Origin of the sequence: Brachybacterium sillae (assembly GCF_025028335.1) — a bacterium.
Classification (GTDB): Bacteria; Actinomycetota; Actinomycetes; order Actinomycetales; family Dermabacteraceae; genus Brachybacterium; species Brachybacterium sillae.
In genome coordinates this window covers 2,279,695-2,300,388 of sequence record NZ_JAFEUW010000001.1, presented here as the reverse complement: position 1 = coordinate 2,300,388, position 20,694 = coordinate 2,279,695, and the positions used below count along the sequence as shown (strand labels likewise).

The window sequence follows — 20,694 nt, the reverse complement described above, 5'->3', positions numbered from 1 at the left end:
TCCCGCGCGTCCCGTGAGCACCCGCAGCGCTCGACCGCGCCGCGCGCTCAGTCCTCGCCGCCGCGGCGGCGCAGCTCCTCCTGCAGCTCCGCCAGGCGCAGCTCACTGGTGCCGGTGCGCTCCCCCGTCGGGACATACGCACGCTCCGGGGAGCCGGTGTAGATCTGCCGGGGACGACCGATCTTGGTCTCCGGGTCGGTGATCATCTCCTGCCACTGCGCGATCCACCCGGGCATGCGGCCGATCGCGAACAGCACCGTGAACATTTTCGTGGGGAAGCCGATGGCCTTGTAGATGAGGCCGGTGTAGAAGTCGACGTTCGGGTACAGCTTGCGCTCGATGAAGTAGTCGTCCTCAAGGGCGATCTCCTCCAGCTGCATCGCCAGCTCCAGCCGCGGATCATTCACCCCGAGGCGGTCGAGGACCTCGTCGGCGATCTGCTTCACGATGCGCGCCCGCGGGTCGTAGTTCTTGTACACGCGGTGGCCGAAGCCCATCAGGCGGACGCCGCCCTCCTTGTTCTTCACCTTCTCCATGAAGTCGCGCGGGTCGATCTTCTCGTCGCGGATGTGGTCGAGCATCTCCATCACGGCGGCATTGGCGCCGCCGTGCGCGGGACCGGACAGGGCCCCGATGCCCGCGGAGACGGAGGTGAAGAGGTTCGCCTGGGCGCTGCCGACGAGTCGCACCGCGGAGGTCGAGCAGTTCTGCTCATGGTCGGCGTGGAGGATCAGCAGGCGGTCCATCGCCCGCACCACGACCGGGTCGGCGATGTAGTCCTCGACCGGGAAGCCGAAGGTCAGCCGCAGGAAGTTCTCGATCAGGGAGAGACGGTTGTCGGGGTACAGCAGCGCGTGGCCCTGGGTGGTGCGGTGGGCGTACGCCGCCATGGTCGGCACCTTCGCCAGCAGGCGGTAGGTCGACAGCCGCACCTCATCGTCGTCGTACGGGTTCAGGGAGTCCTGGTAGAAGGTCGACAGGGCCGACACCCCGGCCTGCATGACCGCCATCGGGTGGGCGTCCCGGGGGAAACCGTCGAACAGACGCTTGAAGCGCTCATCCAGCAGGGTGCGCCGCTCCACGGAGGAGACGAAATTGTCGAGCTGACCGCGGGTGGGCAGTTCCCCGTTGATCAACAGGTAGGCCACCTCGAGGTAGGTCGACTGCTGGGCGAGCTGCTCGATCGGGTAGCCGCGGTAGCGGAGGATGCCCTCGTCACCGTCGATGTAGGTGATCGCCGACTTCGTGTTCGCGGTGTTCATGAACCCGGGGTCGTAGGTGACGTCGCCGGTCTTGGCCCGCAGCGGCCCCACGCTGATGCCGTGGTTGCCCTCGACGGCCTCCACCACGGGCAGGTCGAGCTCGATGTCGCGGTGGGTCAGGTGGGCGGTCTGGGCGGCGGTGTCCATGGGTCTCCCTGCGATGCCGGCGCGCCGGCGGTCTGTGCTTCTCGTGTCTCGTCGGTCTCGGGCGGTCGGGCCGGCTCTGTGCTCAGTCGATGAGACGCTCGACGGCGGCGTCGATGCGCTCATCGGTGGCGGTCAGTGCCACGCGGACGAAGCCCTCTCCCGCCTCACCATAGAACAGTCCGGGGGCGCAGAGGATGCCGTGCTCGGCCAGCAGACGCACGGAGTCCTCGGTGCTGCGTCCGAAGGAGGTCCACAGGTACAGGCCCGCCGGGGAGGACGGCACCTCACCCCCGGCCGCGCGCAGCGCCGGCAGCAACCGCTCACGGCGGGCCCGGTACAGCTCCCGCTGGGCGGCGGAGGCCTGGTCGTCGGCGAGAGCGACGGTCATGGCGTCCTGCACCGGCCCGGGGACGATGAAGCCTCCGTGGCGGCGGATCAACGTGAGCTCCCCGATCAGGTCCGTATCGCCCGCGACGAATGCTGCGCGGTACCCGGCGAGGTTCGCCTGCTTCGACAGGGAGTACACGCATAGCAGTCCGCTCAGGTCCCCGCCGTGGACGCGCGGATCGAGGATCGAGGGGACGTCATCGACCTCCCACGGCAGCAGCGCGTAGCACTCGTCGGAGGCGACGATCACGTCGCGCTCACGGGCCCAGGTGACGATCCGTGCCATCTGCTGGGCGGTGAGCACCGCCCCGGTCGGATTCGACGGGGAGTTCAGCCACAGCAGCCGGACGCGTCCGGCGGCGCCGTCGGGCAGGGCGCCGTCGCCCTCGGCCGCCAGCCGCTCGGTGTCCACCGGCACGGCGTCAGCCCCGGCCAGCTGCGCGCCGATGCCGTAGGTCGGATAGGCGATGTGCGGGAACGCGACGGCATCGCCCTGGCCGAGCCCCAGCTGGGCCGGCAGGTTCGCCACCAGCTCCTTGGACCCGACGACCGGCAGCACGTGGGCGGGGCCGATCTCCGTCGGGGCGCCGCGCCGACGCTGCAGGAAGTCGACGATCGCCGCGCGCAGCGCCGGGGTGCCGAGGGTGGTCGGGTACCCGTGCCAGTCGGCAGCCTCGGCCAGGGCCCGCTGCACCGCCTCCGGGGTGGGGTTGACGGGCGTGCCGACGGACAGGTCGACGATCCCGCCGGGGTGGGACTCGGCCAGGGTGCGGGCCTGCGCCAGGGAATCCCAGGGGAAGGCGGGAAGCCGGTCGGCGAGGGGACGACGCGCCACGGCGGCTCAGTCCTCGGGGGCGGCCTGCGGGGGCAGGGCCTCGATGAGCGGATGATCCTTGTCGATCACGCCCATCTTCGCGGCACCCCCGGGGGCGCCAAGGTCATCGAAGAACTCGACGTTCGCCTTGTAGTAGTCGGCCCACTGATCCGGGAGATCGTCCTCGTAGAAGATCGCCTCGACCGGGCACACCGGCTCGCAGGCGCCGCAGTCGACGCACTCGTCAGGCTGGATGTAGAGCATCCGATTGCCCTCGTAGATGCAGTCCACCGGACATTCGTCCACGCACGCCCGGTCCTTCACATCCACGCAGGGCAGGGCGATGACGTAGGTCATGAGGGGTTCCTTCCGGGGGTGGTCGACGACGCCGAACGGCGTCCATCCTACGCTGGGGGGATGGATCGCATCCCACCCGGCCGCTCCTCCTTCCTCACGCCCGGTCGGCGCGTCGTCCTGCGGTACGCCATCGACCGGGCGACGGAGGGCGCGGGCGCGACCGACGCCCTCGGTGAGGTACTGGAGGTCGACGACGAGAGCGTCACCGTCGGCACCCGCCGCGGTCCGGTGCGGGTGCCGCGGCAGCGGGTGATCGCCGCGAAACCGGTGCCGCCACCGCCGGTGCGCCGCGTCTCCCGACCGGCCGACTGAGCATCGCCGCCGGGTCCGACGTCCTCAGGAGACCCGAGGCATCTTCAGGGGGCCGCGGGCGCTGAGCGACCCGCGCGGTCCTCCCGGTTCGCGCGCAGGGCTCGCACCACGTAGCCGGCGCCCGCCACCAGGTGCAGTGCCACCCCGATCCACAACAGGGTGGTGGCCCACGGCAGCAGACCGGGGGCGAGGGCGGCCGCAGCGGCCAGCAGGAACACGCTGGTCATCAGCACCGCCGTGCGGATCTTCCCCATCCAGGACACCCCGAGGCGTCCACGCCGCGCCGCCCCGGTGGCCAGCAGCGCGACGACCAGGTCCGCCGCCACCACGACCCCCAGCGCCGTCCACGGCACCAGACCGGCGAGCGCCAGGGAGAGCACGATGCCCACCAGGCCGATGCGGTCGGCGATCGGGTCGAGGGTCTCCCCCACACTGCTGCGCTGGTCCAGGGCGCGGGCGAGGACGCCGTCGACCCAGTCGGTGAGCGCCCACACCAGAAGCAGCGCCACAGCCAGCGGGTCGGGACCGCCCTGCACCAGCTGCACGCCCACCGGCACCAGCAGCAGCAGGCGCAGCACGGTGACGGCATTGGGGATGGTCGCCCAACCGCGGTCGTGACCGGGGTCGGGGTGGGACTGCGGACTCCTCATCGCTCGGTCCCCGCACGGCCGGCCTGCAGCCGGCTCAGCCGTCGGATCGACGCGGCGGCGATGACCGCGGCCGGGATCACCACTCCGAGGACCTGGACGACCCAGCCCGCGTACTGCGGGCGTCCGGCCAGCTGTGCGGGCACGAGCACTCCCCCGCCGGCGCCCTCCCCGAGGAGGGCCATGGCGGCCGCCACCCAGGTGAGCAGCATCATCAGCACGGGCAGGCGGGACCCCGTCGCGGCCAGCAGGAACAGGCTCGCGGCGAGCTGGAAGGCAGCACCCAGCACCAGACCCACGGGCCACCGCACGCCACCGAGCTCCACCCCGGCACGGTGCACCACGATCATCAACGCAGCCGAGACCACGCCGACCACGACGGCCAGCAGCACCTGTCCGAGGCGGCGGCTCACCGCTCCGAACGGGCGCGGGACCGCGCCTTCGCGCGCTCCTGGGCGTCGAGGATCACCTTGCGGATGCGCACGATCTCCGGCGTCACCTCGACGCATTCGTCCTCCCCGGCGAACTCGAGCGACTCCTCCAGGGTGAGCTTGCGCGGCGGCACCAGGTTCTCGAAGGCATCCGCCGTGGAGGAGCGCATGTTGGTGAGCTTCTTCTCCTTGGTGATGTTCACGTCCATGTCCTCGGCGCGGGAGTTCTCCCCCACGACCTGGCCCTCGTAGACCTCACTGGTCGGCTCCACGAAGAAGGAGCCGCGCTCCTGCAGGTTGATCATGGCGTACGGGGTGACGGCACCGGCACGGTCCGCGACCAGGGAACCGGTGGTGCGGAACTCGATCGGCCCCATCCACGGCTCATACCCGTCGGAGTACGAGGAGGCGATGCCGTTGCCGCGGGTCTCGGTGAGGAAGCGGGTGCGGAACCCGATGAGGCCACGGGAGGGCACCAGGAACTCCATGCGCACCCAGCCGGAGCCGTGGTTGCTCATGGTCTCCATACGGCCCTTGCGGGACGCCATCAACTGGGTGACGGTGCCGAGGTACTCCTCGGGCACGTCGATGGTCATACGCTCCACCGGTTCCTGCCGCACCCCGTCGATCTCCCGGGTCAGCACCTGCGGCTTGCCGACGGTCAGCTCGAAGCCCTCTCGACGCATCTGCTCCACCAGGATCGCCAGCGCCAGCTCACCCCGGCCCTGCACCTCCCACGCATCGGGGCGGTCGGTGGGCAGCACCCGCAGCGACACATTGCCCACCAGCTCGGCGTCCAGACGGTCCTTCACCTGGCGGGCGGTGAGCTTGTGGCCCTTGCCGTTCTTGCCGGCGAGCGGCGAGGTGTTGATGCCGATGGTCATGGAGATCGCCGGGTCATCCACGGTGATCAGCGGCAGCGGGCGCGGGTCCTCGAGGTCGGCGAGGGTCTCACCGATCATGATCTCGGGGATGCCGGCGACCGCGACGATGTCCCCGGGCCGGGCGGTGCGGGTCATGGGTTCGCGCTGCAGGCCCTTGGTCTCCAGCAGCTCGGTGATCTTCATCGTCTTCACGTCACCGTCGACGGTGCACCAGGCCACCTGCTGGCCCTTGCGCAGCTCACCGTTGACGACACGCAGCAGCGCCAGACGCCCCAGGAACGGCGAGGCATCGAGGTTGGTGACGTGCGCCTGCAATGGCATCTCGTCGTCATAGGACGGCGCCGGGATCGACTCCAGGATGGTGCGGAACAGCGGCTCCACGGTCTCGGAATCCGGCAGGGAACCGTCGGCGGGCTGCGTGAGGCTGGCGCGACCGGCCTTGCCGGAGGCGTACACCACGGGGACCTCCAGCAGGGCGTCGAGATCGAGGTCCTCGACCTCCTCGGCGAGATCCGAGGCCAGACCCAGCAGCAGGTCGGTGGTCTCCGAGACGACATCGTCGATGCGGGCGTCGGGCCGGTCCGTCTTGTTGACCACCAGGATCACCGGCAGCTTCGCGGCGAGAGCCTTGCGCAGCACGAACCGGGTCTGCGGCAGCGGGCCCTCGGAGGCGTCGACCAGCAGCACCACGCCGTCGACCATCGACAGGCCGCGCTCCACCTCGCCGCCGAAGTCGGCGTGGCCGGGGGTGTCGATGACGTTGATGGTGACGCCGTCGGGCTCCCCGAACTCCGCGGCCGACGGGCCGTGGTACCGGATGGCGGTGTTCTTCGCGAGGATGGTGATGCCCTTCTCGCGCTCCAGCTCACCGGAGTCCATGGCCCGCTCGTCGACCTTCTCGCCCTCCCCCAGGGCGCCACCCTGGGAGAGCATGGCGTCCACCAGGGTCGTCTTGCCGTGGTCCACATGGGCCACGATCGCCACATTGCGCAGGTCGGTGCGGTGCTTCAGAGCCATACGGGGGTGCTCGTTTCGTCGGCGGTTCTCTGCTCGGAGACGGCCGACGTGGATGCGCGCGCGGCCCCGGCGATTCTAGCGGGGCCGCGCGCGCAGCAGCAGGTGGGGGCGGGGCGACTCACACCCCGGCTGTCACACCCGGTTCGCCCCGGCGAACGGATCCTCCGGCTCGGCACCGAGCGGCGAGTGCGCGCCGTCGATCTCCTCCACGGTCTCCGTCTCCTCGTCGGCGACGACGGGGGCCGCGTCGATGGTCTCCGACCCCGCCAGGGGGATCGACCCGCCCGGGATCGCCGCCAGCAGCCGGCGGGTGTAGTCCTGCTGCGGGTGGTGGAAGACCTCGTCGGTCGAACCCTGCTCCACCACCTTGCCCTTCTCCATCACCAGGGTCTGGTCGGCGATCTGCCGCACCACCGCGAGATCGTGGGTGATGAAGATGTACGAGAGCCCCAGCTGCGCCTGCAGGTCGTTGAGCAGCTCCAGCACCTGCGCCTGCACCAGCACGTCCAGGGCGGAGACCGCCTCGTCGGCGACGATCACCTCCGGGTCGAGGGCGAGCGCGCGGGCGATGGCGATGCGCTGACGCTGACCGCCGGAGAGCTCGTTCGGGTAACGCTGCATCATCGAGGCCGGCAGCGCGACCTTGTCGAGTAGGTCCCGGACCTTCGCCTCCCGCTCCTTGGCGGTCCCGATGCCGTGCAGCCGCAGCGGCTCCTCGATCGTGCGGTAGATCGAGTACATCGGATCGAGGGTGCCGTAGGGGTTCTGGAAGATCGGCTGCACCCGGCGGCGCAGCGTCTTCAGGTCCCGGCCCCGGTAGTGGGTGACGTCCTTGCCCTCGAAGAGCACTCGGCCGCTGGTGGGCTCCAGCAGGCGCAGGATCATCTGCGCCACTGTGGATTTGCCGGAGCCGGACTCCCCCACGATCGCCGTGGTGGTGCCGCGGCGAAGGGTGAAGGAGACGTCGTCGACCGCCGTGAAGGGGGTGGACTTCCACGGCACACTACCGCGGATCGGGAACACCTTGGTGAGGTTCTCCACCTGGATCACGGTGTCGTCGGACCCGGCGACGGCATGCGCCTGCTCGGCCTTCTCCTGACGCTCCTGCACCGAGACCAGACGCCGGGAGGCCAGCGACGGGGCCGCGGAGATGAGCCGCTGGGTGTAGGGGTGCTGCGGCCGCTGCAGGATCTCCAGAGCCGGGCCGGACTCCACCACCTGCCCCTTGTACATCACCACCAGGTGCTGGGCCCGCTCCGCGGCCAGCCCCAGGTCGTGGGTGATCAGCAGCACCGCCACGCCGAGCTCCCCGGTGAGGGTGTCGAGGTGGTCGAGGATCTGCTGCTGCACGGTGACGTCGAGGGCGCTGGTGGGCTCGTCGGCGATGAGCAGCTTCGGCCGGGCCGCGAGACCCATGGCGATCAGCGCGCGCTGCTTCATGCCACCGGAGTACTCGTGCGGGTACTGGCCGGCGCGGCGCTCCGCGTCGGGCAGACCGGCCTCCTCCAGCAGTTCCACGGACCGCCTCCTGGCGGCGGCGCCCTTGGCCACGCCGTTGGCGGCGAGGGCCTCGCGGATCTGCGCCCCCACCTTCCACAGCGGGTTGAGGTTGCTCATCGGGTCCTGCGGCACCAGACCCACCTGGTCACCGCGCAGGGCACGGATCTCACGCTCCGAGGCGTGGGTGATGTCGCGGCCGTCGAAGATCACCTGCCCACCGGTGATGCGGCCGTTGCGCGGCAGCAGGTGGGCGATGCTCATGGCGGTGGTGGACTTGCCGGACCCGGACTCGCCGACGATCGCGACGGTCTCACCCGGGTACACCTCGAGGTCGGCCTTGCGCACGCCCTTCACCGGGCCCGAGCCGGTGGTGAAGGTGATCTCGAGGTCGCGGATCTCCAGCAGGGGCCGCGCGGTGGTGGGGGTCTCGCTCATCGCTTCCTCGCCTTCGGGTCCAGGGCGTCACGCACCGCGTCGCCGAGCATGATGAAGCTCAGCACGGTCAGCGCCAGCGCCGCAGACGGGTAGAACAGCATCATCGGCTGGGTGCGCAGCGCCGGTCGCGCGGCGGAGATGTCCCCGCCCCAGGAGATCGAGGACGACGGCAGGCCCACACCGAGGAACGACAGCGTCGCCTCGGCCACGATGAACACACCGAGGTTCACCGTGGCGGTGACGATCACGGGGGCGATGGCGTTGGGGATCACGTGCTTGAGCAGGTTGGTGGAGCTGCTCGCACCCAGGGCGGTGGAGGCGTTGACGAAATCCTGGTTCTTCACGGAGATCACGGCGCCGCGCATGATGCGGGCGACGTTCGTCCAACCGAACAGGGCCAGCACCACCACGACCACCGGCACGGTGACGTTGTCGAAGCGGTTGCCGATGACGATGGCCCCCAGGATCATCGGCAGCGCGAAGAAGATGTCGGTGATGCGGGAGAGGACCGCGTCGAGGATCCCGCCGACGTAGCCGGAGATCGCCCCGATCACCACACCGATCACGGTGGACAGCAGCATCGCCAGGAAGCCCACCGTCACGGAGGTGCGGGCGCCGTACACCACGCGGGAGTACACGTCGTATCCCTGCACGCTGGTGCCGAAGATGTGCTCACGGCTGGGGGCCTCGCGGGAGTTGGCGAGGTCCCCAGCGGTCGGATCCTGCCCGGTGAACAGTGAGGGGAACGCCGCCACCAGAAGCACCAACAGGATCAGCAGCGCCGAGATGATGAACACGGGGTTGCGGCGCAGGTTGCGCCAGGCCTCGGCCCAGAAGGAACGGGGCGCGGCGGTCTCGTCGACGGCGTCGACCTCCCGCAGGGGGGTCTCGTCCAGAGGCGCGACGAAGTGCTCGGTCGCGGGGCGCACGGCGGTGCGCAGGTTTCGGTCGTCACTTCGCATAGCGGATCCTCGGGTCGAGCACGGCGTAGAGCAGGTCCACGACCAGGTTGGCGAGCAGGAAGATGATCACCAGCAGCGTCACCAGCGACACGATCATCGGGCTCTCACCGTCGTTGATCGCGCGGAACAGCAGCGATCCGATGCCGTTGATGTTGAAGATGCCCTCGGTGACGATGGCGCCGCCCATCAGTGCGCCGAGGTCGGCGCCGATGAAGGTGACGACCGGGATCAGGGAGTTGCGCAGCACGTGCTTGCTGACGACACCGCCGCGGGAGAGGCCCTTGGCGGTGGCGGTGCGGACGTGGTCGGCGGTGGCGACGTCCGCGACGGCGGTGCGGGTGAGTCGCAGCACGTAGGCGAAGGACACCGCACCAAGCACGAATCCGGGGGCGATGAGGTTGCCCCACGACGGGTCGCGCCCGACGTTGATCGGCACCAGACCGAGCTTCACCCCGAAGACGAACTGCACCAGGAAGCCGATCACGAAGGTCGGCGCCGCGATGAGGATCAGCGAGACCATCAGCAGGGTCGAATCGATGAGGGTGCCCTTGCGCAGACCGCTGATCACACCCGCGGTCACGCCGAAGATCGTCTCGATGATCACGGCGATCACGGCCAGGCGGAAGGTCACCGGCAGGGCAGCGGCGATCTGATCCCAGATGGGACGGCCGTTGAAGCCGACGCCGAAGTCGCCACGGATCACATTGCCGAGGTACAGCAGCCACTGCACCAGGACGGGTTTGTCGAAGTTGTACTGGGCGCGGAGCTTCGCCTGGACGGCCTCGGAGATCGGCTTGTCACCGGCGATCGCCGCGATGGGATCACCCAGCGAGGTGAACGCCATGAGGTAGACGATGAGCGTCGCACCCAGGAAGACGGGGATCATCTGCAGCAGTCGCCGCCCGATGTACCAGATCACAGGAACCGCCTCGGGGTGGAAGGGATGGGGGCACGGCACGGCGGGGACCGGCATGTGCCGGCCCCCGCCGTGATGACCTCAGGAGGTCACTTGGTGATGTTGTAGTACAGCGGAACGGTGTCCCAGCCGTACTGCACGTCGGAGACGTTCTCGGAGTACCCGCCGAAGGTGTTCTGGTACCACAGCGGGATCGCCGGGAGGTCGGTCATGAGGATCGCCTGGGCGGCCTTGAACTTCTCCAGCGCGGCCGCGGAGTCGGGGGCCGACAGGCCCTCCTGCAGCAGCTTGTCGAACTCGGGGTTCTTGTAGTCGCCGTCGTTGCTGCCCTTGCCGTCGGCCGCTGCGGACGAGTAGAGCGGGCCGAGGAAGTTGAACACCGACGGGTAGTCCGCCTGCCAGCCGGAGCGGAAGGCCCCCTTGAGCTTGCGGTCGGTGATCTGCCGGCGGAACTCGCCGAAGGCCGGGTGCGGCTGCGGCGTGGCGGTGATGCCCAGGGTGTCCTTGATGGAGTTGCAGACCGCCTCGACCCAGTCCTTGTGGGGACCGTCAGCGTTGTAGGAGAGGGTGAACTCACCGTTGAACGGCTGCATGCCCTCGGCCTGCTGCCACAGCTCCTTCGCCTTCGCGGCGTCGAAGGTGAGCACCTCGGCACCGGGGATGTCGGTGGCGCCGCCGCCGTCGATCACCGGGGCCACGAAGTCGGTCGCCGGGGTGCGGGTGCCGAAGAACAGCTTGTCGCAGATCGTCTTGCGGTCGATCGAGTAGGAGATCGCCTGGCGACGCAGCTTGCCGGCCTCGCCGGAGAAGTTCGGATCGTTCTGCGGGATGGTGATCGACTGGAACACCGCGCCGGGGGCGTTGACCGCCCGCTCCCCGAGCTCATCCTCGTAGGTGGGCAGCGCGGAGGTCGGGATCTGGTCGACGACGTCCACGTTGCCGGAGGTGAGGTCGTTGTACAGGGTCTCCTCGTCGGCGTAGACGACGAAGGTGAGGCCGCCGTTCTTGGCCTTGCGCGGGCCGTCGTACTCGGGGTTCGGCACCAGACGGATCTCGGTGTCGTGCTCCCAGGCGTCCAGCATGTAGGGGCCGTTGGAGACCGGCTTCTCCCCGAAGGCGTTCATGTCCTCGAAGGCGGCGGGCGGCATCGGCATGTACGCGGCGTAGCCCAGGCGGTTCGGGAAGTCGGACTGCGCGGAGACGAGCTTCACCTCGAGGGTGGTGTCGTCGACGGCCTTGAGGCCGGAGAGGGTGGTCTCGGCGGTGGCGTTCTCCGCGCTCACCTCGGCGAAGCCCTCGATCGGCTCGAAGAAGGACTGGGCCTTCTGGGCGTTGGCGGTGTTGGCGCCGTAGTTCCAGGCGGCGACGAAGTCGGAGGCCTTGAGGTCGGAGCCGTCGGACCACTTCTGGCCCGGCTTGATCTTGATGGTCCAGGTGACATTGTCCTCGGACTCGATGGACTCCGCCAGCTCGTTCTCGGCCTTGCCCTCGGCGGTGTAGTACACCAGGCCGGAGAAGATCGACTGGATGACGCGGCCGCCGCCGACCTCGGTGGTGTTGGTGGGGACGAGCGGGTTCTCGGGCTCCGTGGTGTTCGCGAGGACCGGGTCGCCGCCGCCCTGGCCGCCGGCGGAGCCGCCGTCGCTGCCGGAGCCACCACCGTTGCTGTTCCCGCCGCAGGCGGCGAGGGTCGCCACCGCGCCGGAGGCGGCGGTGGCCAGGATCATGGAGCGTCGCGAGATCGCCATGGAGGTCTCCTGTATGTCAGGGGTCAAGGGTGCCCGCCCCACGTCGTTGCGGGACGGACGTCCCCATAGTGTGCCCCAGGCCACGTCAAGCTGTGCCCGGAATACGGTCACAGTTCTATTGCGCTCTGGTCCCTCCCGGGCTTCATCGCGCCGCCGCGGCGGAGGACAATGGGGGCATGACTGCTCACGACACCCCCGTGGACCCGACGACCACTGCGGCCTGGGCCGCCCTCGACGCCCATGAGGAGGAGCTCGCCGACGGTTCCCTGCGCGAGTGGTTCGCGCAGGACCCGGACCGCGGCCGGACCCTCAGCCGCCAGGCAGCGGATCTCCTGGTGGACCTCTCCAAGAACCTGATCCAGCCGCACACCCTGGAGCTGCTGCTGCAGCTGGCGCAGGAGACGCGGGTGCTGGAGCGCCGTGACGCCATGTTCGCGGGCGAGCACATCAACACCACCGAGGACCGGGCCGTGCTCCACACCGCCCTGCGCCGCCCGCAGGGTTCAGCCCCGAGCCTGCAGGTCGACGGCCAGGACGTGGACGCCGACGTGCAGGAAGTGCTGGAGCGCATCACCGCCTTCGCACAGAACGTGCGTTCGGGCGAGTGGACCGGTGCCACCGGCAAGCGCATCGAGACGGTCGTGAACATCGGCATCGGCGGCAGCGACCTGGGCCCGGTGATGATCTACGAGGCGCTGAAGCCGCTGCGGGCCGACGGCCTCGAGGCCCGCTTCATCTCCAACATCGACCCGACCGACGCCTACACCACCACGGCCGATCTCGATCCCGAGACCACCCTGGTGATCGTGGCGTCGAAGACCTTCACCACCCTGGAGACCATCACCAACGCCCGCCTGGTGCGCACCTGGCTGCTGGACGGGCTCCGCGCCCGCGGTGTGGAGGTCGATGAGCGGGAGGCCGTGGCCAAGCATTTCGTGGCCGTCTCCACAGCCCTGGACAAGGTGGAGGAGTTCGGCATCGACCCCGCCAACGCCTTCGGCTTCTGGAACTGGGTCGGTGGCCGCTACAGCGTGGGCTCCGCCATCGGAACCGTGCTGGCAGTGGTGCTGGGGCCGGAGGTGTTCCGGGAGCTGCTGTCCGGGTTCCACGCCATGGACGAGCACTTCCGCACTGCGGAGCCCGACCAGAACGTGCCGCTGCTGATGGGCCTGCTCAACGTGTGGAACGTGAACTTCCTGGGGGCCGAGACCCACGCCGTGCTCCCCTACTCGCAGTACCTGCACCGCTTCCCGGCGTACCTGCAGCAGCTGACGATGGAGTCCAACGGCAAGTCGGTGCGGTGGGACGGCACCCCCGTCACCACCGACACCGGCGAGGTGTTCTGGGGCGAACCCGGCACCAACGGCCAGCACGCCTTCTACCAGCTGATCCACCAGGGCACCCGGGTGATCCCCGCCGACTTCATCGCCTTCGCCACCCCCACGCATCCACTGCGTGACGGCAAGGTGGACGTGCACGAGCTGTTCCTGGCGAACTTCTTCGCGCAGACCAAGGCTCTGGCCTTCGGGAAGACCGCCGAGGAGGTCGAGGCCGAGGGCACCACGGGGGCACTGGTCGCGGCGCGGACCTTCTCCGGTGACCGCCCGACCACCTCGATCATGGCGCCGGCGCTCACGCCGGCGGTGCTCGGCCAGCTGATCGCCCTGTACGAGCACATCACCTTCGTCCAGGGAGCCGTGTGGGGCATCGACTCCTTCGACCAGTGGGGCGTGGAACTGGGCAAGAAGCTCGCCAACGAACTGGCCCCGGCCGTGGCCGGTGACGAGCAGGCGATCGCGGCCGAGGACTCCTCCACCGCAGGTCTCATCCGCTACTACCGCGAGCACCGCGCCTGAGCGGCCCAGACCCGGTGGACCGCGGCTGACCGGTCACCGGGTCACGACGACGGCGGCGACACCCCGCAGGGGGTGCCGCCGCCGTCGTGTGTCGATGGGGTCTCCAGCCTCCGAGCGTCTCAGGCGTCGGGGCCGAGTCCCTTGGCGGCGCGCTCCCGCACCGCACGGTCCTCCTCGCGGGCCTGCTCCAGGTAGAACTCGCGGGTCTGCCGCTCGGGGTGGACGCGCTTGACCAGGAACCAGCCGGCCACCAGCAGCACGGTGAACACGGGGATGGAGGCGAGGGTCGCCAGCCCCATCGGGAACTCGCTGCCGTCCTCGAGGGATGCGGTGTTGAAGCCGATGAGCACCAGGATGCCGGCGAGGGCGATCAGGCAGATCACGCTGGCGACGATCCCGCCGGGCATGGGGAACTTGCTGGCGTGCTTGCCGTGCTTCACCCGCAGGGCGATGTGGGAGGCGAAGATCGCCGCCCAGGTGCCGATCACGCCCACCGCTGCCGTCTCCAGGGCGAGGTCGAACGCGAGGGAGCCGGATCCGCGTCCGCCGGTGGCGAGGAACGCGATCACCAGGCCGACGGCGTAGAACACGGCGATCGCCAGGATCGACGCGTACGGCACGTGACGTGAGTTCATGCGGGTGAGCCACTGCGGGGCGTGACCGTTGTGGGCCATCGTGCGGAAGATACGGCCGATCGAGTACAGGCCGGAGTTCGCGGAGGAGATCGCGGCGGTGGTGACCACGAAGGTCATCGCCACACCGACCCAGTCCAGACCCATCCGCTCGAACACCGTGACGAAGGGGCTGACCCCGGCCTGGTAGCGGTCCGAGGGGAGCAGCAGCGCGAGCAGCAGCACCGATCCCAGGTAGAACACGATGATGCGGAGCACCACGGTACGGATGGCCTTGGGGACCTCCTCCTCGGCGTTCTGCATCTCCCCGGCGGTGATGCCGATCATCTCGATGGCGTTGAAGGCGAACACCACGCCGGAGAGCACCAGGATCATCTGCAGCACACCGTGCGGGAAGAACGACCCGTTCACCGCGGTGAGGTTCTGGAAGCCGGCGCGGTCGCCGCCGATGTCGGCACCCATCGCCACCAGCACGGTGCCGACGATGAGGAACAGCACGATGGCGGAGACCTTGATGATCGAGGCCCAGAACTCGAGCTCACCGAACATCTTCACGGAGATCAGGTTCGCCGCCACCAGCAGCACCAGGGCGATCAGCGCGCTGATGAACCACGACAGCGACGGCAGCAGGTTCTGGATGTACAGGCCGATCGCGATCAGTTCGGCCACACCGGTGAGGCCCCAGTTGATGAGGTATGCCCAGCCGGCGATGTAAGCGCCCTTCGCGCCGAAGAACTCCCCGGCGTAGCTCACGAAGGAGCCGGAGGTGCGCCGGTACATGATGAGCTCGCCGATCGCGCGCATGATGAAGAACGCGAGGATGCCGGCGATGAGGTAGGAGCCGAAGAGGGCGGGGCCGGTGGAGACCAGGCGTCCGCCGGTGCCCATGAACAGGCCGACGCCGATGGCGCCGCCGATGGCGATCATGGTGACGTGACGGTGGGAGAGCGTCTTGGCGTAGCCCTCGGAGGAGAGCTCCACGTCGTCGTGGGCCGCAGTGCTGCCTGTCATGGGCCGGGAGTGTAAACCCGTCGGTATCGTGCGCGCGACCCCGGCCCGCCCCACCCTCCGGCGGGGACCCATCCCCCGCGATCACCCTGTTCCCGCAGGTCAGAGCGCCATCCTCCCGGAGGTCCCGGGGGCCTCTCACTGCACGGCAAGCGTGACACGCCTCCATGGCGTTGTTCACACCGCGCCTCCGGACGATCCCGTGCCCACAGGTCCTGGGGTGTGACGCGATCGGGCCCGTAGGGTGGATGTGACATCGGACGCACGCCACCTCAGGAGCGGCAGCATGAAGATCGGCATCCTCACCAGCGGCGGCGACTGCCCCGGATTGAACGCGGTGATCCGCGGAGCGGTGCTCACCGGGGACCGGTTGTACGAGGACGAGTTCGTCGGCTTCCGGGACGGCTGGCGGGGAGTGTTCGACGGGGACGTGAAGAACCTCCCCCGGCGGGCCGTGCGCGGCATCGGGCGGATGGGCGGCACGATCCTCGGCACGTCCCGCGCGAATCCCTTCCACGATGGTCAGGACGGCGCCGCCCTGGTGGCGCAGCGCCTGGAGGAGATGGAGATCGACGCGATCATCGCGATCGGCGGCGACGGCACCCTGTACACCGCGAACCGGCTGGTGGAGGCCGGGGTGCCGGTGGTGGGAGTGCCGAAGACGGTCGACAACGACCTCGATGCCACTGACTACACCTTCGGGTTCGACACCGCCGTGCAGATCGCCACGGAATCCCTGGACCGGTTGCGGATGACCGGCGATTCGCACCACCGGTGCATGATCGCCGAGGTGATGGGCCGCAGTGTCGGCTGGATCGCCCTGCACTCGGGCATGGCCTCCGGTGCGCACGTCATCTGCCTGCCGGAGTTCCCGCTCTCCCTGGAGGAGATCGCCGACCATGTCCGGTCGGCCCGGGACCGCGGCCGAGCCCCGCTGGTGGTGGTGGCGGAGGGGTTCGTGCCGCGCGGGGTGGATGAGCACTTCGCGGACTACGAGCTCGACGAGTTCGGACGGCCGCGGCTGGGCGGCATCGCGCAGACCCTCGCACCGATCCTGGAGGAGATGGCCGGCATCGAGACCCGAGCGACGGTGCTGGGACACATCCAGCGCGGTGGGGAGCCGACAGGCTTCGACCGGGTGCTCGCCACCCGGCTCGGTTCGGCTGTGGTGCATCTGCTGCACCGCGACGGGCTCGGCCGGATGGTGGCGCTGCGCGGCACCGACATCGTCGACGTCCCCCTCAGCGACGCCATCGGTCGCACCAAGCGGGTGCCGCAGCACCGCTGGGACGAAGTGCGGGTGCTGTTCGGCTGAGGGATAGGCGGCGGGGAGTCCCCGGCGGCCGACGGATCAGCGCACGCGCCTCAGTGCAGGCAGCCGGGACCGAGCAGCGCTTTCAGGCTCGCGTACAGCGCGGCGCTGGGGGTCACCGACAGACGCCGGTCGAGCTGCATGAGGGTGGTGCGCCCCGGCTCCGTCAGCCGCAACCGCACCTCACTTGCGCCGGGGTTGTCACTGAGCACATCCCGCAGCTGGTCGGCGACCCTCTCCGTCGCGCGGTGCGCCGGCAGGGTGATCACCAGCGGACCGTCGGAGCCGGCGGTGCTGACATCCGGGATCGTCATCTCCATGACCCGCAGCTCCGGCATGCCCTTTGAGGTGTCGACGCGTCCCTTCATCGACACCACGAGGTCCTCCCCCAGTTCCGTCGCGACGGTCTGATACGTGGAGGGGAACAACAGGCAGTCGATGGAGCCCTCGAGGTCCTCGACCGTGGCGATGGCCCACAGATCGCCCTTCTTCGTGGTCTTCCGCGCCAGTGACGTGATCAGTCCGGCGATCGTCACCATGGCGCCGTCCTCGACGGCCCCGTCGTCGGCGAGCGCGCTGATCGTCGTGGTGGAGTTCTGGGCGATCACATGCTCCAGCCCCTGCAGCGGATGGTCCGAGACGTAGAGCCCGAGCATGTCGCGTTCGAAGGCGAGCTTTTCCTTGCGGTCCCACTCCGGCAGGTCCGGGATGGTGAGGGTGGCGCTGGACCCGGAGGCGGCGCCGTCCTCGGTGGAGCCGCCGAACATGTCGGAGAACAGGTCGTACTGGCCCTGGGCCTCCTTGCGCTTGACGTCCACCACGGCATCGACGGCGTCCTCATGCACCAGCATCAGGGAGCGGCGGTTCGCACCGAGGGAGTCGAAGGCCCCGCCCTTGATGAGGGATTCGATGGTGCGCTTGTTGCACACCGTCAGCGGCACCTTGTCGAGGAAGTCGGTGAAGCTGGTGAACGGCCCCTTCTCCCGGCGGGTCTCGAGGATCGCCTCGACCACGTTCGCCCCGACGTTGCGGATCGCCGAGAGGCCGAAGCGGATGTCATCCCCGACGGCGGAGAAGAACATGTCGGATTCGTTGACATCGGGTGGCAGCACCGTGATGCCGCGGTGGCGGCAGTCCCCCAGGTACAGACCCAGACGATCGCGGTTCTCCTGAGTGGAGGTCAGCAGCGCCGCCATGTACTCGGTGGGGAAGTTCGCCTTGAGGTACGCCGTCCAGTACGACACCACCCCGTACGCCGCGGAGTGGGACTTGTTGAAGGCGTAGTCCGCGAACGGCAGCAGCGTCTCCCACAGGGCCCTGACGGCGCCGTCGGAGAACCCACGCTCCTTCATGCCGCCCTCGAAGGAGACGTACTGCTTGTCCAGCTCCGCCTTCTTCTTCTTGCCCATCGCGCGGCGGAGGATGTCGGCCTCACCGAGGCTGTACCCGGCGACCTTCTGCGCGATCTGCATGACCTGCTCCTGATACACGATCAGGCCGTAGGTCTCCGCCAGGATGTCCTGCAGCGGCTCCTCGAGCTCCGGGTGCAGGGGCGTGATGTCCTGCAGCCCGTTCTTGCGCAGGGCGTAGTTGGTGTGGGAGTTCATGCCCATCGGGCCCGGCCGGTACAGCGCGGAGACCGCGGAGATGTCGCCGAACTTGTCGGGCTTCATCTGCCGCAGCAGGGTGCGCATGCCGGAGCCGTCGAGCTGGAACACGCCGAGGGTGTCCCCCTTCGACAGCAGGGCGTAGGTGGCCGGGTCGTCGAACCCGATCTGTTCCAGATCCGGTGCCTGCTTGCCGTTCTTGGTGATGTTCTCCAGGGCGTCGGAGATGACCGTGAGGTTCCGCAGCCCCAGGAAGTCCATCTTCAGCAGGCCGAGGGTCTCGCAGGTCGGGTACTCGAACTGGGTGATGATCTGGCCGTCGGAGGGGCGTCGCATCATCGGGATGATGTCGACCAGGGGATGGCTGGACATGATCACCGCGCAGGCGTGCACGCCCCACCCGCGGGTGAGGCCCTCGACGCCCTGGGCGATCTCCACGACCTTCTGCACGTCGGGGTTGTCTTCGTGGAGACGGCGGAACTCCCCCGCCTCCGCGTACCGCTTGTGCTCCGGGTCGAAGATGCCGGAGATGGGGATGTCCTTACCCATCACCGCCGGCGGCAGCGCCTTGGTGAGCTGGTCCCCCATCGAGTACGGGTAGCCGAGCACACGGGCGGCGTCCTTCAGCGAGTTCTTCGTCTTCATCACGCCGTAGGTGACCACCTGGGCCACCCGGTCGTCGCCGTACTTCTCGGTGACGTACTGGATCACCTCACCGCGGCGGCGATCGTCGAAGTCGACGTCGAAGTCGGGCATCGACACACGATCGGGGTTGAGGAACCGCTCGAACAGCAGGCCGTGCTCCAGAGGGTTCAGGTCGGTGATCCGCATCGCGTACGCGACCATCGACCCGGCACCGGAGCCTCGGCCGGGCCCCACCCGGATGCCGTTCTCCTTCGCCCAGCGGATGAAGTCGGACACCACCAGGAAGTATCCCGGGAAGCCCATCTGGTTGATGATCCCGACCTCGTAGTCGGCCCGCTTCTGCACCTCGTCGGGGATGCCGTCCGGGAAGCGGTAGTCGAGGCCGCGCTGCACCTCCTTGACGAACCACGAGTGCTCGTCCTCCCCCGGCGGGGTGGGGAAGACGGGCATGAAGTTCGCGCCCTCCGCGGTGGTGGTGAAGGAGACATCGCACATCTCGGCGATCCGCAGGGTGTTGTCGCAGGCCTCCGGGAGCTCTCGGAACAGTTCGCGCATCTCCCGGGCGGACTTCAAGTAGTACCCGGAGCCGTCGAACTTGAAGCGGCCGGGGGTGTCGAAGGTGGAGCCGGAGTTGATGCACAGCAAGGCGTCCTGGATGGCGGCGTCCTGCTCGGTGACGTAGTGGAGGTCGTTGGTGGCGACGATCGGGGCGCCGATGTGCCGGGACAGCTCCAGCAGCTGCTGGGTCACGCGCCGTTCGAGCTCGAGACCGTGGTCCATGAGCTCGATGAAGTAGTTCTCCTTGCCGAACATGTCCTGGTAGTCGGCGGCGGCCTGTACGGCCTCGTCCCACTGGCCCAGACGCAGCCGGGTCTGCACCTCGCCCGAGGGGCAGCCGGAGGTGGCGATCAGGCCGTCGGCGTACCGCGCGAGGATCTCGCGATCCATCCGCGGCCACTTGCCCATCTGCCCGTCGAGGCTGGCGTACGAGGCCAGCCGGAACAGGTTGTGCATGCCCTCGGTGCTGCGCGACAGCAGGGTGAGGTGGGTGTAGGCGCCGCGGGCGGAGACATCGTCCCCGGCGTCCTGCTGGGCCTTGGTCCCCCACTGCACGCGGGTGTGGTCATGACGGCTGGTCCCCGGGGTGACGTAGGCCTCCACGCCGATGATGGGCTTGATCCCGGCGGCCGTCGTGGCGTTGTAGAACTCGTACGCCCCGAACAGGTAGCCGTGGTCCGTGATCGCGATGGCCCGCTGCCCCTGGTTCTGGGCTTCCTCGACCAGCTTCGAGATCTTCGCGGCACCGTCCAGCAGCGAGTAATCGGTGTGGACGTGGAGGTGCACGAAGTCGTCGGAAGCCATGTCCGAGAGACTATCGGCGCGGGCCGACGAACGGCGGCTCAGCAGATGGTCGATGCATCACCCTGCACCGGGGCGCTCAGCCCTTCGCCGGGCGACGCGCGGAGATCAGCAGCAGGGTGGACAGCACCGCCAGCAGCAGCATCCCCGCGATGCCCCACAGGGTGAGCATCGACCCGGCGCGCAGCACCTGGATCTCCGGCTCCGTGCGCTCCCACGCGCTGAACCAGGCGAACGCCCCGGGGTTGCTCTCGGCGACACGCGATCCCAGGACCAGGAAGGTCCCCGCCAGGGTGATGCCCATCGCGGCCCCCACCGACGAGCACATCGTGAACAGGCCCGACGCGACACCGACCTGCTCCTTCGGCACCGAGGAGCCCCGACGTCGCCGATCGGGGGATGCTTCATGTCCGCATGCTTCCAGGTGCGGGCCCGCAACGCCAGGCCTTTGGTCCC

Annotated in this window: 16 protein-coding genes; 3 read left to right on the top strand and 13 right to left on the bottom strand. The window is 69.0% G+C overall.

Annotation, left to right across the window (positions count from 1 at the left end):
• Nucleotides 1–47: 47 nt before the first annotated feature.
• The 3 genes from JSY14_RS10590 to fdxA form a co-directional block, all read right to left on the bottom strand.
• Entirely contained in the window at nt 48–1,409 is a 1,362-nt protein-coding gene (locus tag JSY14_RS10590) for a citrate synthase (RefSeq protein WP_259558986.1), read from the bottom strand.
• A gap of 82 nt (nt 1,410–1,491) precedes the next feature.
• Complete coding sequence (dapC, locus tag JSY14_RS10585) at nt 1,492–2,631, bottom strand: succinyldiaminopimelate transaminase (protein ID WP_259558984.1); 1,140 nt, start codon at nt 2,629–2,631, stop codon at nt 1,492–1,494.
• A gap of 6 nt (nt 2,632–2,637) precedes the next feature.
• Nucleotides 2,638–2,967, bottom strand: a complete 330-nt coding sequence (gene fdxA / locus JSY14_RS10580; protein ID WP_259558982.1) for a ferredoxin — start codon at nt 2,965–2,967, stop codon at nt 2,638–2,640.
• Between the two features lie 60 nt (nt 2,968–3,027).
• Between fdxA and JSY14_RS10575 the strand changes: the two genes are divergently transcribed.
• Nucleotides 3,028–3,279, top strand: a complete 252-nt coding sequence (locus JSY14_RS10575; RefSeq protein ID WP_259558980.1) for a putative acetyltransferase — start codon at nt 3,028–3,030, stop codon at nt 3,277–3,279.
• Nucleotides 3,280–3,323: 44 nt separating this feature from the next.
• Here the strand turns inward: JSY14_RS10575 and JSY14_RS10570 are convergent, their stop codons facing one another.
• The 7 genes from JSY14_RS10570 to JSY14_RS10540 form a co-directional block, all read right to left on the bottom strand.
• Entirely contained in the window at nt 3,324–3,929 is a 606-nt protein-coding gene (locus JSY14_RS10570) for a CDP-alcohol phosphatidyltransferase family protein (protein WP_259558977.1), read from the bottom strand.
• Nucleotides 3,926–4,339: a hypothetical protein gene (locus tag JSY14_RS10565; protein WP_259558975.1), complete on the bottom strand. Its 414-nt coding sequence runs from the start codon at nt 4,337–4,339 to the stop codon at nt 3,926–3,928. The genes JSY14_RS10570 and JSY14_RS10565 overlap by 4 nt, the downstream gene beginning before the upstream one ends.
• Nucleotides 4,336–6,258 (bottom strand): translational GTPase TypA, encoded by a 1,923-nt coding sequence (gene typA / locus JSY14_RS10560; protein WP_259558974.1) that lies wholly within the window; start codon nt 6,256–6,258, stop codon nt 4,336–4,338. The genes JSY14_RS10565 and typA overlap by 4 nt, the downstream gene beginning before the upstream one ends.
• Before the next feature lie 132 nt (nt 6,259–6,390).
• Nucleotides 6,391–8,193: an ABC transporter ATP-binding protein gene (locus JSY14_RS10555; RefSeq protein ID WP_259558972.1), complete on the bottom strand. Its 1,803-nt coding sequence runs from the start codon at nt 8,191–8,193 to the stop codon at nt 6,391–6,393.
• Nucleotides 8,190–9,155, bottom strand: coding sequence for an ABC transporter permease (locus JSY14_RS10550; protein WP_259558970.1), 966 nt, complete (start codon nt 9,153–9,155; stop codon nt 8,190–8,192). Before JSY14_RS10550 ends, JSY14_RS10555 begins: the two co-directional genes overlap by 4 nt.
• Nucleotides 9,145–10,074 carry an ABC transporter permease gene (locus JSY14_RS10545; RefSeq protein WP_259558968.1) on the bottom strand — a complete coding sequence of 310 codons (930 nt, stop codon included), beginning with the start codon at nt 10,072–10,074 and terminating at the stop codon, nt 9,145–9,147. Before JSY14_RS10545 ends, JSY14_RS10550 begins: the two co-directional genes overlap by 11 nt.
• Before the next feature lie 86 nt (nt 10,075–10,160).
• Nucleotides 10,161–11,819: a peptide ABC transporter substrate-binding protein gene (locus tag JSY14_RS10540; RefSeq protein WP_259558966.1), complete on the bottom strand. Its 1,659-nt coding sequence runs from the start codon at nt 11,817–11,819 to the stop codon at nt 10,161–10,163.
• Nucleotides 11,820–11,995: 176 nt separating this feature from the next.
• On the opposite strand from JSY14_RS10540, the gene pgi reads away from it, so the two are divergent.
• A complete protein-coding gene (gene pgi, locus JSY14_RS10535; protein WP_259558964.1) occupies nt 11,996–13,675 on the top strand; it encodes a glucose-6-phosphate isomerase in 1,680 nt (559 codons plus the stop codon).
• A 119-nt stretch (nt 13,676–13,794) separates the two neighbouring features.
• Here pgi and JSY14_RS10530 read toward each other — a convergent pair whose 3' ends face one another.
• Nucleotides 13,795–15,318: an amino acid permease gene (locus tag JSY14_RS10530; RefSeq protein ID WP_259558962.1), complete on the bottom strand. Its 1,524-nt coding sequence runs from the start codon at nt 15,316–15,318 to the stop codon at nt 13,795–13,797.
• Between the two features lie 283 nt (nt 15,319–15,601).
• On the opposite strand from JSY14_RS10530, the gene JSY14_RS10525 reads away from it, so the two are divergent.
• A complete protein-coding gene (locus JSY14_RS10525; protein WP_259558961.1) occupies nt 15,602–16,630 on the top strand; it encodes a 6-phosphofructokinase in 1,029 nt (342 codons plus the stop codon).
• A gap of 50 nt (nt 16,631–16,680) precedes the next feature.
• On the opposite strand, the gene dnaE is transcribed toward JSY14_RS10525, so the two are convergent.
• Nucleotides 16,681–20,241, bottom strand: coding sequence for a DNA polymerase III subunit alpha (dnaE, locus tag JSY14_RS10520; RefSeq protein WP_259558959.1), 3,561 nt, complete (start codon nt 20,239–20,241; stop codon nt 16,681–16,683).
• Nucleotides 20,242–20,317: 76 nt separating this feature from the next.
• Nucleotides 20,318–20,608 carry a hypothetical protein gene (locus JSY14_RS10515; protein ID WP_259558957.1) on the bottom strand — a complete coding sequence of 97 codons (291 nt, stop codon included), beginning with the start codon at nt 20,606–20,608 and terminating at the stop codon, nt 20,318–20,320.
• Nucleotides 20,609–20,694 lie beyond the last annotated feature (86 nt).

What these genes read in the sequence shown, in the direction of transcription:
- pgi (WP_259558964.1), top strand. Translation starts at nt 11,996, where the DNA reads ATGACTGCTCACGACACCCCCGTGGACCCGACGACCACTGCGGCCTGG.
- JSY14_RS10575 (WP_259558980.1), top strand. Translation starts at nt 3,028, where the DNA reads ATGGATCGCATCCCACCCGGCCGCTCCTCCTTCCTCACGCCCGGTCGG.
- dnaE (WP_259558959.1), bottom strand. Translation starts at nt 20,241, where the DNA reads ATGGCTTCCGACGACTTCGTGCACCTCCACGTCCACACCGATTACTCG.
- JSY14_RS10590 (WP_259558986.1), bottom strand. Translation starts at nt 1,409, where the DNA reads ATGGACACCGCCGCCCAGACCGCCCACCTGACCCACCGCGACATCGAG.
- JSY14_RS10550 (WP_259558970.1), bottom strand. Translation starts at nt 9,155, where the DNA reads ATGCGAAGTGACGACCGAAACCTGCGCACCGCCGTGCGCCCCGCGACC.
- JSY14_RS10530 (WP_259558962.1), bottom strand. Translation starts at nt 15,318, where the DNA reads ATGACAGGCAGCACTGCGGCCCACGACGACGTGGAGCTCTCCTCCGAG.
- JSY14_RS10540 (WP_259558966.1), bottom strand. Translation starts at nt 11,819, where the DNA reads ATGGCGATCTCGCGACGCTCCATGATCCTGGCCACCGCCGCCTCCGGC.
- fdxA (WP_259558982.1), bottom strand. Translation starts at nt 2,967, where the DNA reads ATGACCTACGTCATCGCCCTGCCCTGCGTGGATGTGAAGGACCGGGCG.
- typA (WP_259558974.1), bottom strand. Translation starts at nt 6,258, where the DNA reads ATGGCTCTGAAGCACCGCACCGACCTGCGCAATGTGGCGATCGTGGCC.
- JSY14_RS10525 (WP_259558961.1), top strand. Translation starts at nt 15,602, where the DNA reads ATGAAGATCGGCATCCTCACCAGCGGCGGCGACTGCCCCGGATTGAAC.
- JSY14_RS10555 (WP_259558972.1), bottom strand. Translation starts at nt 8,193, where the DNA reads ATGAGCGAGACCCCCACCACCGCGCGGCCCCTGCTGGAGATCCGCGAC.
- JSY14_RS10570 (WP_259558977.1), bottom strand. Translation starts at nt 3,929, where the DNA reads ATGAGGAGTCCGCAGTCCCACCCCGACCCCGGTCACGACCGCGGTTGG.